We start from the raw sequence: 13,902 nt of genomic DNA on the forward strand, positions 1-13,902 counted from the left end.
AGGGATATCGGAAAGTTCCCACAAAGATCGCCAGCCACCCGCAAGTGCCATTGGAAATCAGGCGCCTGGGGCTGCTATAAAGGCAACCCGACCCGGTTTCACGATAGTTTCACAATGCCATCGGCGCCCGACTATTGTGCCGTGCCCCCTCCAAAGATTACTAGTGTCCCGACATGAGCCAACAATTCCAACATGATGTCCTGGTGATCGGTAGCGGTGCCGCCGGTCTCAGCCTGGCACTTAACCTTCCCGGCCACCTGCGCATCGCCGTGCTGAGCAAGGGTGACCTGGCCAACGGTTCGACCTTCTGGGCCCAGGGCGGTGTCGCCGCGGTGCTCGATGACACCGATACCGTGCAGTCGCATGTCGAGGACACGCTCAACGCCGGTGGCGGCCTGTGCCATGAAGATGCCGTGCGCTTCACCGTCGAGCACAGCCGCGAAGCCATCCAGTGGTTGATCGAGCAAGGCGTGCCCTTTACCCGCGACGAGCACTACAGCGTCGACGACGGTGGTTTCGAGTTCCACCTGACCCGCGAAGGCGGCCATAGCCACCGGCGCATCATCCATGCCGCCGACGCCACCGGCGCCGCGATCTTCACCACCTTGCTGGAGCAAGCGCGCAAGCGGCCGAACATCCAGCTGCTGGAACAGCGCGTGGCCGTCGACCTGATCACCGAGCGGCGCCTGGGCCAGGACGGAGATCGCTGCCTTGGCGCCTACGTCCTAGACCGCAACACCGGCGAGGTGGACACCTTCGGTGCCCGTTTCACCGTGCTGGCCACTGGCGGCGCGGCCAAGGTCTACCTCTATACCAGCAATCCCGACGGTGCTTGTGGCGACGGCATCGCCATGGCCTGGCGCGCTGGCTGCCGGGTGGCGAATCTTGAGTTCAACCAGTTCCACCCGACCTGCCTGTACCATCCGCAGGCCAAGAGTTTCTTGATCACCGAGGCCCTGCGCGGCGAGGGTGCGCTGCTGCGCCTGCCCAACGGCGAGCGTTTCATGCCGCGCTTCGACCCACGTGAAGAGCTGGCGCCACGGGATATCGTCGCCCGCGCCATCGACCACGAAATGAAGCGCCTCGGGGTCGACTGCGTCTATCTGGACATCAGCCACAAGCCGGCCGACTTCATCAAGAGCCATTTCCCCACCGTTTACGAACGCTGCCTGACCTTCGGCATCGATATCACCCGCCAGCCGATCCCGGTGGTGCCTGCGGCCCACTACACCTGTGGCGGAGTAATGATCGACGAGCATGGCCACACCGATGTGCCCGGGTTGTACGCCATCGGCGAAACCAGTTTCACCGGCCTGCATGGCGCCAACCGCATGGCCAGCAACTCGCTGCTCGAATGCTTCGTCTACGGTCGCGCCGCCGCCGCCGACATCGAGGCGCGCCTGGACCAGGTCGCCATGCCCCGTGCCCTGCCCTGCTGGGATGCCAGCCAGGTCACCGATTCGGACGAGGACGTGATCATCGCGCACAACTGGGACGAACTACGGCGCTTCATGTGGGACTATGTCGGCATCGTGCGCACCAGCAAGCGCCTGCAACGGGCCGAGCACCGGGTGCGCATGCTGCTGGACGAAATCGACGAGTTCTACAGCAACTACAAGGTCAGCCGTGACTTGATCGAGCTGCGCAATCTGGCGCAGGTGGCCGAACTGATGATCCGCTCGGCCATGCAACGCAAGGAAAGCCGGGGCCTGCATTACACCCTGGATTACCCGGGGATGCTGCCTGAGGCCAGGGACACGATTCTGGTGCCACCGAACCATGAGTAAGGCCTGGACAGGGGTGGGAGCGCGCTAGCCCGCTCCCACGAACCGCCATCAAACCAGTGCTGGATCGATCACCAGCACCAGCTTCCCGGAAACCTGGTTGCTTGCCAGCTCCGCATACGCAGCTTCGGCAAATTCGACCGGATAGGTATCGACCAGCTGTGGCGACAGTCGCCCCTCGGTGAACAACGGCCACACCTGCTGGCGCAATTCGCGCAACAATTCGGCCTTGAACCCGTCATCACGGTTGCGCAGCGTAGAGCCTGTGATTTCCAGGCGTTTGCCCAGCACCAACGCCAAGTCCAGCTCGACCTTGCGCCCGCCCATCAGGCCAATGATCACCCAACGCCCGTCACGGGCCAGCAGTTGAAGATTGAGCGGCGCATAGCTGGCGCCCACCGGGTCCAGGATCACATCGAATGGACCGAGCTGCGTGAGGTCATCGAGGTTGCCATTGCGCACCACGCCACCTGCGGCCCCCAGCGACTCACAGTAGGCCAGGCGCTCCGGCGAGCCGACGCTGACCCACACCGGGTTGCCGAATGCCTTGCACAGCTGGATGGCCGCAGAGCCCACGCCACTGGCTCCGGCATGCACCAGTACCTTCTCGCCAGCCGTCAATGCCCCCAGCTGGAAGATGTTCAGCCAGGCCGTGGCATACACCTCTGGAATCGCAGCGGCCTCGTGCAGGCTCAGCCCTTCGGGCACCGGCAGCACATGACGGGCATCGACCACAACCTCCTCGGCCATGCCGCCACCGGCGAGCAATGCACAGACGCGGTCGCCCACACGCCAATCGGCACCCGCCCCGACTTCTTCGACGATACCGGCGCATTCCAGGCCCATATAAGGGCTGGCACCAGGAGGCGGCGGGTACAGCCCCGCGCGCTGCAGCAGGTCGGCGCGGTTCAGGCCCGCGGCGGCCACACGGATACGTACCTGCCCGGCATCGCAGGCCGGGCGCTCGGCCTCGACCCACGCCACATGTCCGTCAACGCCTTGCAATGCCTTCACAGTGCCTCCATAGTTGAATCATATGACCGAGCCTGGGCACGCCAAGTCCCAGGCTTTTTGCAGTATGCGTCCGGCTCCGATGGAACCGGCGAACGGATAAGACGGCCTACTATGCGTGATCAATTGCCTCCACGTCGAATCAGCATGAAGCATTTCCTCCCCAGCACCGCCCTCGCCCTCATGATCGGCCTGGGCAGCCTCACGCTCGGTGGCAATGCGGCCGCCGCCAACAAGTGGGACAGCCTGCAGCCGGACCGCGACGAAGTGGTCGCCAGCCTCAACATCGTCGAGCTGCTCAAGCGCCACCACTACAGCAAGCCGCCGCTGGACGACGCCCGTTCGGTCATCATCTATGACAGCTATATCAAGCTGCTCGACCCTTCGCGCAGCTACTTCACTGCCGCCGACATCGCCGAATTCGACAAATGGAAGACCCAGTTCGACGACTTCCTGAAAAGCGGCAACCTCGAGCCGGGCTTCACTATCTACAAGCGCTACCTGGACCGCGTGAAGTCGCGCCTGGACTTCGCCCTGGCGGAGCTGGCCAAGGGTGCCGACAAGATCGACTTCACGGTTAAGGAAGACCTGCTGGTCGACCGCAAAGACGCCCCGTGGATGAAGAACCAGGCCGAACTCGACGACCTGTGGCGCAAGCGCGTCAAGGACGAAGTGCTGCGTCAGAAGATCGCCGGCAAGGATCCCAAGCAGATCCAGGAAACCCTGACCAAGCGCTACAAGAACCAGCTGGCGCGCCTGGATCAAACCCGCGCGGAAGACATCTTCCAGGCCTACATCAATACTTTCGCCCAGTCCTACGACCCGCATACCAACTACCTGTCGCCGGACAACGCCGAGAACTTCGACATCAACATGAGCCTGTCGCTCGAAGGCATCGGCGCGGTGCTGCAGAGCGACAACGACCAGGTCAAGATCGTGCGCCTGGTGCCGGCCGGCCCTGCCGCCAAGACCAAGCAGGTGGCGCCGGCCGACAAGATTATCGGCGTCGCCCAGGGCAACAAGGAAATGGTCGACGTGGTCGGCTGGCGTCTTGACGAAGTAGTCAAGCTGATCCGCGGCCCGAAAGGCTCGGTGGTGCGTCTGGAGGTCATCCCGGCCAGCAACGCGCCGAACGACCAGACCAGCAAGATCGTCTCGATCACCCGCGAAGCGGTCAAGCTCGAGGAGCAGGCGGCGAAGAAGTCGGTACTCAAGCTCAAGCAGGATGGCCGCGACTACAAGCTCGGCATCATCGAGATCCCGGCCTTCTACCTGGACTTCAAGGCCTACCGCGCCGGCGATCCGGACTACAAGAGCACCACCCGCGACGTGAAGAAGCTGCTCACCGAACTGCAGAAAGAGAAAGTCGACGGCGTGGTCATCGACCTGCGCAACAACGGTGGCGGCTCGCTGCAGGAAGCCACCGAGCTGACCAGCCTGTTCATCGAGAAGGGCCCGACCGTGCTGGTGCGCAACAGCGACGGACGCGTCGACGTGCTCGAGGACGAGAACCCCGGCGCCTTCTACAAAGGCCCGCTGGCACTGCTGGTCAACCGCCTGTCGGCGTCCGCCTCGGAGATTTTCGCCGGCGCCATGCAGGACTACCATCGTGCGCTGATCATCGGTGGCCAGACCTTCGGCAAAGGCACCGTGCAGACCATCCAGCCGCTCAACCATGGCGAACTCAAACTGACGCTGGCCAAGTTCTACCGGGTCTCCGGGCAGAGCACCCAGCACCAGGGCGTGCTGCCGGACATCGCCTACCCATCGATCATCGACACCAAGGAAATCGGCGAAAGCGCCCTGCCTGAGGCCATGCCGTGGGACACCATCCGCCCCGTGGTCAAGCCTGCCTCCGATCCGTTCAAGCCGTTCCTGGCCCAGCTCAAGGCGCAGCATGAGGCGCGCAGCGACAAGGATGCCGAGTTCGTCTACATCCGCGACCGCCTGGCGCTGACCCAGAAGCTGATGAACGAGAAGACCGTCAGCCTCAACGAGCAGCAACGTCGCGCCCGCCACGACGAGATCGAAGCCAAGCAGCTGGCGCTGGAGAACATCCGGCGCAAGGCCAAGGGCGAAGAGCCGCTGAAGGAACTGAAGAAAGAGGACGAGGACGCCCTGCCCGCCGAGCCGGACGACACCAAGCCCGAGGACGATGCCTACCTGTCCGAGACTGGCCGCATTTTGCTCGACTACCTGAGCCTCAGCACCTCGGTGGCCAAGCACTGAGGTGATGGCAAAATAATGTGAGCTGTCATCAAACAGTCACTGGACTGTCGTGAAATGGAAGGGCCGAACGTGCAAGCGTTTGGCCCTTTTCAATTCAGGAAGCAGTCCATGACCGTCACCGAACAGCTCAGCGCTTTGAGTGCCATCCTGGCTCAACGCAGCATCCACTGTCTGTTCCAACCCATCGTCTGCCTCTCCGAACGGCGCATCCTCGGCTATGAGGCCCTGAGCCGCGGCCCCTCCAACAGCCCTTTGCACTCGCCCCTGAACCTGTTCGCCATCGCCCGCCAGGCCGGTCGCCTGGGTGAACTGGAAGTGCTGTGCCGGGAAACCGCCTGCCGACGCTTCAGCGAGCTGAACCTTGCGGGCCAGCTGTTTCTCAACGTCTCGCCCGAGTCCCTGGTGGAACCAAACTACCCTTCCGGGCGCACCCTGCAGATGCTCGAACAGGTCGGCCTGCCCCCCAGTCGGGTGGTCATCGAACTGACCGAGCAGACGCCCACCGAAGACTTCCAGCTGCTGTACAACGCCCTGCACCACTATCGCGACATGGGGTTTTCAATCGCCCTGGACGACCTGGGTGCCGGCTACTCAAGCCTGCGCCTATGGTCGGAACTGCGCCCGGACTATGTGAAGATCGACCGCCATTTCATCGATGGCATCCACCAGGACCCGCTCAAGCGTGAGTTCGTCGGCTCGATCCTGCAGATCGCCCGCGCCTCTCGTTCCCAGGTGATCGCCGAAGGCATCGAACTGGCCGAAGAGCTGGCCATTCTGGGCGAGATGGGCGTTGATCTGGTCCAGGGCTATCTGCTGGGACGCCCCCAGGAGTTTCCCCCAGGCGACAAGCTCGGCCTGTTGCCTGCGCCGCCAGATACGGCAGTGGCACTGGGCGAGGATAGCGGCGATCTCAGCGCCTTGCTCATCCAGCAACCCTCGGTCCTGCGCGACACCGCGACCCAACAGGTGCTCGAGGCGTTTCGCCGCCAAGCCAACCTCAATTCGCTCGCGGTGCTGGACGAGCGTGGCAAACCCTGTGGCATCGTTCACCGTCATTCACTTGCCGACGCCCTGCTGAAGCCGTTTGGCACCGACCTGTTCGCCCGTAAGCCGATCAGTCGGCTGATGAGCCAGGATTTCCTCGCCGTCGAACGCAGCCAGTCGCTGCAACAAGTCAGCCGGCTACTTACCAGCCGAGCCCGCCAGCGTATCGAGGAAGACTTCATCATCACCCAAAGCGGGCGTTACCTGGGATTGGGGCGGGTGATCGACGTACTCAAGCTGATCACCGAGCAGAAGATCCAGCAGGCCCGGCACGCGAACCCACTCACCTTGCTGCCCGGTAACGTACCGATTCAGCAGTGCCTGGCACGCCTGCTGCTGCAACGCCGCGAGGCTGCCGTGTGCTATGTGGATATCGACAACTTCAAGCCATTCAACGACATCTATGGCTATGCCCGAGGCGACGAGGTGCTGCTGTGCCTGGCCCAGTGCTTGAGCGACTGCGTCGATCCTCACCGGGATTTCGTTGGCCATATCGGCGGAGATGATTTCATGCTGGTACTGGGCTCGGCGGACTGGCGGGAACGCCTGCAATTGCTGCTGGAGGCCTTCGCCCGACAGTGCCGGCGCTTCTACCGCAGCGAACACCTGCAAGCAGGATGCTTCCTCGCCCACAACCGCCAAGGACAACGGGAGACGTTCGCCCTGCTGTCACTATCGATCGGCGTGGTCTGGCTGGAGCCCGGTAGCAGTGACGGGCTGGATGCCGGCCAGCTGGCCGAACTCGCCTCCCAGGCCAAGCGCCAAGCCAAGGATTGCGGTGGATCTGGCCTGAGCCTGATAGATACGACTGCGCTGAGTTAACCCAATGGACCGCTTTGCGGTCCTTTCGCCGGCAAGTCGGAGCGCCTCCCCACAAGCCTATTGCCCCAACTTCAAGCCTCTTCCGGGTAGCGGTACTCGAACACCCGCACCACTTCCGAGGCATGCCAGGATGCTGCCTCCATGCCATCCACCGGCCCGGAGAACCGCCCCAGCCGCTCGACGCACTCGAAAAACCCGGTCCGTGGCAGGCGGCTGGCGCCTTGGCTGATCACCAGCGAACTGCGCAGCGGCTGCTCGGCGCGGGCGTCGAGCACCGCCAGGTACTCAAGGGCCGCGGTCAAGGTCTGCATGGCCGGGCTGGGCAATTGCAAACGCTCGAGCAGTGCCCGGTAGGTCAGCAGATGGCGTTGCCGGCGGGCCAGGTCGAGCTCGCTCAGCAGGCCCTGCCATTGCTGACGGCTGATCCTGACCTGGCTCATGACAGCTCGCTCCAGCCGGCCACACCCAGGTGCCACGCCAGGCTGCGCAGAATGGCCGCGTCGGGGCGGCGCTCGCCAGACTCGATCATGGCCAGGTATGCCGGGCTGATTCCGACACTGCGTGCCAGCTGCTCCGGCGCCAGCCCCTTGGCCTGACGCAAGGACGCCAGCTCATCCAGTGAGGACAGGCTGGCGCTTGGTTGAGTGCTGGCAACATTGCTGTCGGTGGCGGGTGCGCTGGCCGGTGCCTGGCCTGCGGCCGCTAGCAACGCCTGATACTGCTCCCAGGGAACCACTGCGTACTCGGGCTGACCGTCCCGGCTGATGACCTGAATACCCATACAACCCCCTTGACGTTGGATCACGGCATGTAATCCGTAGGCATAACCCTTATGCCAATTATATTACCAACCTCAGGAGTCTGTGCGGAATCAGCTGCCGGGGCGCTCCAGGCGCAGGGCTTCGGGTGTGTCCGGCAGACGCTCAACCACCCGCAGCCGCTCCGGCGCCTGGCTGTCACGCCAGGACTTGAAGCGACTCAACTCGTCGGCCACGGTCTTGAGCACCCACCCCAACACGGCGATGTCGTCGAGCAGGCCGACCCCTAACAGCCAATCGGGGATTGCATCCAGTGGGCTTACGAAGTAGAGCAAACCGGCAACGATGGTCACCAACGCCTTGGGGCTGACAGCGCGATACTCGCCACGCCACCATGCCAGGCACAGTGCCTGCATCAGGCGCAAGTCCTCGCGCAGCTGGCCCAGTTTCGGCCCCTTGCGGGCCACCGCGAACAGCAGCGCCGGCAACCTGCCACGGCTGAGCAGGCGTTCGGCCAGGGGCAGGAAACGGGCGAAATTCCAAGGTGCGCTCATGGGACCTCCGGAGGAGCTGGAGGTTATCCACATTTATTGTGGATAACCTTGTGAACAGGGCGGCGTTGGCGCCGCGTGGTGCCCGTCGGGTAAGGGCCTGGGACGAATCGGGCGTTTTTTACACAACTGTTTCAACCACGCAAACGTTTTGCGACACGGCTTGCGCGTCTGCTGGATACTGCTTGCGACAGTGAACGACACCGACGGTTCGCGTCAAGCCAGGCTAAAAACGACGACGCCCCGTCGAAACGGGGCGTCTTCATGCAACAGGCCAGGTGTTACTTGGCCGGGGCTTCACCGACCTTGGCCGGATCCTTGATACCAAGCAGTTCCAAGTCGAACACCAGCACCGAGTTGGCCGGGATCAGCGGGCTCGGGCTCTGGGCGCCGTAGGCCAGCTCAGCCGGGATGTACAGCTTGTACTTCTCGCCAACGTGCATCAGTTGCAGGCCTTCGACCCAGCCCGGGATCACGCCGCTGACCGGCAGATCGATCGGGCTGCCGCGCTCGACGGAGCTGTCGAAGACCTTGCCGTCGGTCAGCTTGCCCTCGTAGTGGACGGTGACCACGTCGGTCGGCTTGGGCTGCGGGCCGTCGGCTTTCTTGACGACTTCATACTGCAGCCCGGAGGCGGTGGTGATCACGCCAGGCTTCTTACCGTTTTCCTCGAGGAATTTCTTGCCGGCGGCGGCAGCTTCCTCGCTGGCCTTGGCCAGACGCTCTTCGGCGCGCTTCTGCAAGGCGGTGAAGGCTTCGACCAGCTCTTCATCCTTGATGCGCTGTTCCTTCTTGCCAACAGCGTCCTCGATGCCTTGGGCGACGGCTTTCGAATCGAGGTCGTCCATGCCTTCCTGGGCCAGGCTCTTGCCCATGTTCAGGCCGATACCGTAGGAGGCCTTCTGTGCTGGGGTCTTCAGCTCGACGCTGCTGGTCTGGGCGTCGCAACCGGCGAGGACCAGACCTACCAGGGCAACCGCGGCCGCCAAACGATGCTGTTTCATGTAATTTCCTTGTTCATGCGCCATGAGGGCAATCAGGGTAAAGCCGCGAGCTTAGCAGGCGGCTGCGACCAATGGCTACCGGCATAAGAGCGGGTCGAGGGCTGGAAGTTCCTGGGTGAAAGGTTGTTCATGCTCGCGGAGGCAGCCTTTGGCCAGTATTGGCGATATTTTTCGAAGGTAGGGTGGTTTTTCGAAGATGGGTTGGGTGCGCCCAGCACGCTCAAAGCCGCTGAAGAATCAGCTCCCCCGAAGCCCCTGCCAGCCCAGGCTGCCCGGCCTGTCCAGGCCGCCCATTGCCTCCCGCGTCAGTCCGATAAACCAGACATCCCTTGCTGGCCCCACCTACCCCAGCCTTTCCGGCAGCTCCCGCCTTACCCGGCGCACCGCCGTCAAGCCGAACTACAATCCGCTCCTGCGCGAACCCCGCCGGCAACGTCAGGCGAATCCGCCCCCCGGGCGCGCCATCGTGCCCGTTGCCGCCATCGTCGCCGTTGGCCCCACGGCTGGCCTGCCCCCAGGTGCAGCCGCCCGGTTTGCCATTGGCGCCGTCGAGCCCGGTGTACCCTGGCGCCCCAGCCCCGCCGCGAGCGTCGATCGCCAGCCGATCAGCCTCCAGCGCCTGCAACCGCAAGTCCAGATTGCGCCCTGGCCGCGCGGAGCGCTCGTAAGTGCCTGGTGCCCCAGGCGCGCTGAACTCGCTACCCTCGCCCAAAAAGGCACTCGAGGCTTCGATGCGCAGATCGCCCTCGGCCGGCGCGATGGCGATGCGCGCATCGCGCCCCAACTCAAGACGGTCGATTTTCAGCTCGGTAAGGGTGGCTGGTAGCAACAAGGTCGCCGAATCGGCTATCCGCAGCTGCTCCAGATGCACGCTAGCCGCCTTGTTCGGCAAACGCAGCATCGAATGGGCGGTGACCTCAAGGCTGTCGGCCTGAGCCAAGGGTGTGGCCAGTGCGGCCAGCAACATCAGTTTACGCATGGCTCGGCGCCTCCTGCGACCGGGGGATGGACATGACATGGAAGATGCCGGTCAACAGGATCTGCAGGCGGTCGAACCAGCGGTGACTACGCCCTCGCAGGCTGCCGTTGAAGAACAGCACCTCGAGCACATGCAGTGACAGCAGGATGATACCCGCGGCACTGATCAGCAGATTGAGCGGCAACGGCTGCGGCATGAACAGGTTGAACAGCACCACGCCCCAGAACGCCACCGTCAGAGCCTTGCCCAGGCCCAGGATGAACTTCATACCCCGCCCCCCATGATTTATTGTTATGCCGGCGCGCGGGCCGTTCGAGCGGACCGCGCCGGCAACAGTAACCCTACTGCCGGGGCATGCGCCAGAGGGGTCAGTTCAGGTGCAGTTCCACCCGTCGGTTGCGCGAGCGACCTTCGTCGGTGTCGTTGTCGGCCACCGGCTCAGTCTCGCCACGGCCCTGACTGGTCACCTTGTTCGGTGCCAGGCCCTGGCTGATCAGGTACTCGGCAACACCGCTGGCACGGCGCTCGGACAAGCGCTGGTTGTAACTGTCGGAGCCCACGCTGTCAGTGAAACCGATCACCTTGACACTGGCCACACTGGGGTCGTTGAGCTTGGGCAGCAAGCCCTGCAGGCGCTGCTGTGTACCTTGGGTGAGTTCGGCGGAGTCGAAGGCGAACAGCACCTGGCCCTGATCATCCAGCGTGATCACCTCTGGGGTCGCCGCAGGCTCTGGCTGCGGTGCGGTGGCTGGATATTGCGGCAACGGGCAACCCATATGGTTGACCTGGGTACCGGCCGGGGTATCCGGGCAACGGTCGCGGCGGTCGAATACGCCATCGCCATCCTCGTCGCCATCCTGGGCATAACAGATCAGGCCACCGGCGATAGCGCCGGCAACGCCGGCCCCAGCCGCCCAGCTGGAACTCTCGATGGCGCCCAGGCCGCCGCCGACCAGTCCGCCAAGCAGGCTGCAGATGGGCCAGGTCCTTTGATTGAGAGGCGCGCTGCCATCGCTGTGGGTGGCGCAGCCTGCCAGCAGGCTCGTGGCCACCACCAACGGCAGTGCCGCTTTCGACAAAACACGCATGGTGAATGCTCCTGTGTCACCGGCCGCTACCGGTCACACAGGAGTAAAGACGTGCCCACGCCACTTCTCAAGGCGCGGGCACATCGCCGTCAACGCTGGATCTTGATCTCGGTTCGACGGTTCATGGCACGCCCGTCGGCGGTGGCGTTGTCGGCCACCGGCTGCGTTTCGCCCGCCCCTACCACCGAGACGAAGCTGGCACGCGGCACACCGCTTTCGACCAGGTAGTTGGTCACCGACTGGGCGCGGCGCTCGGAGAGCTTCTGGTTGTAGCTGTCGGAGCCAACGCTGTCGGTGTGACCGGAAACGCTCAGGCGCGCGCTCGGGGCTTCCTGCTTGAGGCGCGTGGCGATGGTGTTCAGGCGCTCTTTGTCGGTGGCCGTCAGGCGTGCCGAGTCAAACTCGAAATGCACGTCACGGATGACGATGACTTCTTCCTTCTGTACCACGACTTCCTCGACCACCGGCGCCGGCTCCGGCGGGCAGCCGTTGGCGTCGACCTGAACGCCGCGCGGGGTGCCCGGGCACTTGTCGCGGCTGTCCGGCACGCCATCGCCGTCTTCGTCACCGTCACCATGGGCCCAGCAATAACCCGCCGCCAAGCTGCCACCGAGCAAGGCGCCCCAGCCAGCCCAGCTGGAGCTCTCGATCGCACCCAGGGCCGCGCCGCCCACGCCCCCGACGGCAGCACACTTCGGCCAGTCGGTTTTCTGCAAACCTGCACAACCAGTCAACACACTGGTGAGCAGAACCAGGGGTATCGCTGTGCGTACTATGCTCATTTTGTTGCTTCTCCTAGGGGGAATCGGTAGAAAACCGATGCTCTGGGAGTAAAGACCGGCGCTTCCCGCTCTGCCAGCAATAAGCCAAGACGCAGCGGCGCGCCTCTTTGCCCGCCGGCCTGGGACCGTTAGTCTTGAGCGACCTGAACGAGGAATGGCAATGACCGACGCTTTCTCCCAACGCACGCCCCAGCAGGCCCTGGCCGCCCTGCTGGAACGCTGCACCCCGCGCCACTTGCTGCTGGTTGGCAGTCGCTTCCCAGCCCTGGAAGCATTCGCCGCCGCCCATCCCGATACCCACATCGAAGTCGCCGCACCCGGCCCGCTGCCCGCCGAGCAGGCCGCTCGGCGCTTCGACCTGGCGGTACTGGTCGATTGCCTGGAACATCTGCCCAAGCGCACCGGCCTGGAGCTGCTGGGCGGCATTCGCAACCTCAACGCCAGCCGCGTCGCGGTGCTGGCCGACCTGGCCGCCTGCGGCTGGCAGGCCACCGATTTCTACTCGCTGGCGCTCTCGGCCAGCGAGCAGTTCCAGCGCGATGAACAGGTATTGAGCCTGTTCACTTATGATCTGCATGACTACAAACAAGTCCCGGATTGGCTCAACGCCAGGTTCTGGGCCAACCCCGAAAACTTCGGCAAGTACTGGTGGTGACCGAATGAGTGTCTCAATCTGCCCCTGCGGCAGTGGCAACCTGCTCGATACCTGCTGCGGGCACTATCACAGTGGAACACCAGCGCCGGATGCCCAGACGCTGATGCGTTCACGCTACAGCGCCTATGTGCTGGGCCTGGTGGATTACCTGGTGGCTACCACCCTGCCGGCCCAGCAGCCAGGCCTGGACCGCGCCGCCATGGCGGCCTGGAGCGCGCAGAGCACCTGGCTGGGCCTGGAGGTGGAGGCCGCCGAGGTGCTGGGCGGACAGCCCGAACATGCCTTCGTCACGTTCACCGCGCGCTGGCACGACCTCGAGGGCGATCACCAGCACCGCGAGCGCTCGGCATTCGTCCAGCACGCCGGACGCTGGTATTTCATCGACCCGACCGCACCCCTCAAGGCCGGACGCAACGACCCCTGCCCCTGCGCCAGCGGGCAGAAGTTCAAGAAGTGCTGCGCCAGTTACCTCGGTAGTTGAGCATGCGCACCCTGGCCCGCCTGCTCACGCTCAGCCTGCTGTTGGGCTGGTTGGCGGGCTGCGCCAGCTGGGGCGGTGATACCTGGCGCGAACCACAGTTGCACCTGCTCGAAGTGGAACCGGTGAAGGTGCGCCTGCACCAGCAGGAGTTCATTCTGCACCTGCGGGTCGACAACCCCAACGACAGCCGCCTGTTCATCCGCCACCTGGCCTACTCGGTACGCCTCGGCGACCTCTTGCTGGCAGATGACGAGGCGAGCCTCTGGCGCAGCGTTGGCGGCCATGCCCGTCGCACCTTCAAGATCACCGTGCGGACCAATCTCTGGCAGCATCTGAAGCCGCTGGCGAAGCTGCTCAAGAGCGGGCAACCCGTGCAGTATCAACTGCGCGGCGAGCTGGCCACCGGGTTGATCGTGCATCGGAACCTGCACTTGCGGCAAAGGGGTGAGATAATCCCCGGCGATCTTAATCCGGAGTAACCCTGCAATGACCCAACAACCCCATGTTCATGGCCCCGACTGCGATCACGGCCACGACCATCACCACGACCACGGCCATGTACACGGCCCACACTGCAACCACGGCCACCAGGAGCCGGTGCGCAACGCCCTGAAGGACGTCGGCCGCAACGACCCTTGCCCGTGCGGCAGCGAGAAGAAATTCAAGAAGTGCCACGGCGCCTGATCAACGTCAGCGCACGTGTTCAGGGCCAAG

15 protein-coding genes and 2 pseudogenes are annotated in these 13,902 nt (G+C 64.0%); 7 read left to right on the plus strand and 10 right to left on the minus strand.

Going from position 1 to position 13,902, the window contains the following annotated elements; all coding sequences use genetic code 11:
- The first annotated feature begins 173 nt into the window (after window positions 1–173).
- Entirely contained in the window at window positions 174–1,787 is a 1,614-nt protein-coding gene (nadB, locus tag KSS90_RS19950; RefSeq protein WP_217866959.1) for an L-aspartate oxidase, read from the plus strand.
- A 48-nt stretch (window positions 1,788–1,835) separates the two neighbouring features.
- On the opposite strand, the gene KSS90_RS19955 is transcribed toward nadB, so the two are convergent.
- Complete coding sequence (locus KSS90_RS19955; protein WP_217866960.1) at window positions 1,836–2,798, minus strand: NAD(P)H-quinone oxidoreductase; 963 nt, start codon at window positions 2,796–2,798, stop codon at window positions 1,836–1,838.
- A 144-nt stretch (window positions 2,799–2,942) separates the two neighbouring features.
- Between KSS90_RS19955 and KSS90_RS19960 the strand changes: the two genes are divergently transcribed.
- A complete protein-coding gene (locus KSS90_RS19960; RefSeq protein WP_172670906.1) occupies window positions 2,943–5,024 on the plus strand; it encodes a carboxy terminal-processing peptidase in 2,082 nt (693 codons plus the stop codon).
- Between the two features lie 108 nt (window positions 5,025–5,132).
- Window positions 5,133–6,890, plus strand: a complete 1,758-nt coding sequence (locus KSS90_RS19965; RefSeq protein WP_217866961.1) for a bifunctional diguanylate cyclase/phosphodiesterase — start codon at window positions 5,133–5,135, stop codon at window positions 6,888–6,890.
- A gap of 71 nt (window positions 6,891–6,961) precedes the next feature.
- On the opposite strand, the gene KSS90_RS19970 is transcribed toward KSS90_RS19965, so the two are convergent.
- The 9 genes and pseudogenes from KSS90_RS19970 to KSS90_RS20005 all read right to left on the minus strand — a co-directional run bounded on the left by KSS90_RS19970 (window position 6,962) and on the right by KSS90_RS20005 (window position 12,052).
- Window positions 6,962–7,330, minus strand: a complete 369-nt coding sequence (locus tag KSS90_RS19970) for a hypothetical protein (RefSeq protein ID WP_023629774.1) — start codon at window positions 7,328–7,330, stop codon at window positions 6,962–6,964.
- Window positions 7,327–7,497: pseudogene (locus KSS90_RS25960) on the minus strand (helix-turn-helix domain-containing protein); the annotation flags it as partial. The gene KSS90_RS19970 and the pseudogene KSS90_RS25960, both read right to left, overlap by 4 nt.
- 65 nt (window positions 7,498–7,562) lie before the next feature.
- Window positions 7,563–7,671: pseudogene (locus KSS90_RS25965) on the minus strand (transcriptional regulator); the annotation flags it as partial.
- Window positions 7,672–7,761: 90 nt separating this feature from the next.
- Complete coding sequence (locus KSS90_RS19980; protein ID WP_217866963.1) at window positions 7,762–8,202, minus strand: YkvA family protein; 441 nt, start codon at window positions 8,200–8,202, stop codon at window positions 7,762–7,764.
- A 278-nt stretch (window positions 8,203–8,480) separates the two neighbouring features.
- Window positions 8,481–9,203 (minus strand): BamJ family beta-barrel-assembly machinery protein, encoded by a 723-nt coding sequence (gene bamJ / locus KSS90_RS19985; protein WP_217866964.1) that lies wholly within the window; start codon window positions 9,201–9,203, stop codon window positions 8,481–8,483.
- Between the two features lie 220 nt (window positions 9,204–9,423).
- Window positions 9,424–10,182, minus strand: a complete 759-nt coding sequence (locus tag KSS90_RS19990; protein ID WP_217866965.1) for a collagen-like protein — start codon at window positions 10,180–10,182, stop codon at window positions 9,424–9,426.
- Window positions 10,175–10,450, minus strand: a complete 276-nt coding sequence (locus KSS90_RS19995) for a DUF1145 domain-containing protein (RefSeq protein WP_217866966.1) — start codon at window positions 10,448–10,450, stop codon at window positions 10,175–10,177. Before KSS90_RS19995 ends, KSS90_RS19990 begins: the two co-directional genes overlap by 8 nt.
- 100 nt (window positions 10,451–10,550) lie before the next feature.
- Window positions 10,551–11,270, minus strand: coding sequence for a PA1041 family peptidoglycan-binding anchor lipoprotein (locus KSS90_RS20000; RefSeq protein WP_217866967.1), 720 nt, complete (start codon window positions 11,268–11,270; stop codon window positions 10,551–10,553).
- A gap of 89 nt (window positions 11,271–11,359) precedes the next feature.
- Window positions 11,360–12,052, minus strand: coding sequence for a PA1041 family peptidoglycan-binding anchor lipoprotein (locus KSS90_RS20005; RefSeq protein WP_217866968.1), 693 nt, complete (start codon window positions 12,050–12,052; stop codon window positions 11,360–11,362).
- Window positions 12,053–12,212: 160 nt separating this feature from the next.
- On the opposite strand from KSS90_RS20005, the gene KSS90_RS20010 reads away from it, so the two are divergent.
- From KSS90_RS20010 to KSS90_RS20025, 4 genes are read left to right on the plus strand one after another with little or no spacing between them, the layout of a single operon-like run.
- Window positions 12,213–12,707, plus strand: coding sequence for a DUF6231 family protein (locus KSS90_RS20010; protein ID WP_217866969.1), 495 nt, complete (start codon window positions 12,213–12,215; stop codon window positions 12,705–12,707).
- Between the two features lie 4 nt (window positions 12,708–12,711).
- Complete coding sequence (locus tag KSS90_RS20015; protein ID WP_217866970.1) at window positions 12,712–13,188, plus strand: YchJ family protein; 477 nt, start codon at window positions 12,712–12,714, stop codon at window positions 13,186–13,188.
- A gap of 2 nt (window positions 13,189–13,190) precedes the next feature.
- Window positions 13,191–13,667, plus strand: a complete 477-nt coding sequence (locus KSS90_RS20020; protein ID WP_217866971.1) for an LEA/WHy family protein — start codon at window positions 13,191–13,193, stop codon at window positions 13,665–13,667.
- Window positions 13,668–13,674: 7 nt separating this feature from the next.
- A complete protein-coding gene (locus KSS90_RS20025; protein WP_029613223.1) occupies window positions 13,675–13,872 on the plus strand; it encodes an SEC-C metal-binding domain-containing protein in 198 nt (65 codons plus the stop codon).
- The last annotated feature ends 30 nt before the right edge of the window (window positions 13,873–13,902 follow it).

The organism is Pseudomonas maumuensis, from assembly GCF_019139675.1.
Classification (GTDB): domain Bacteria; phylum Pseudomonadota; class Gammaproteobacteria; order Pseudomonadales; family Pseudomonadaceae; genus Aquipseudomonas; species Aquipseudomonas maumuensis.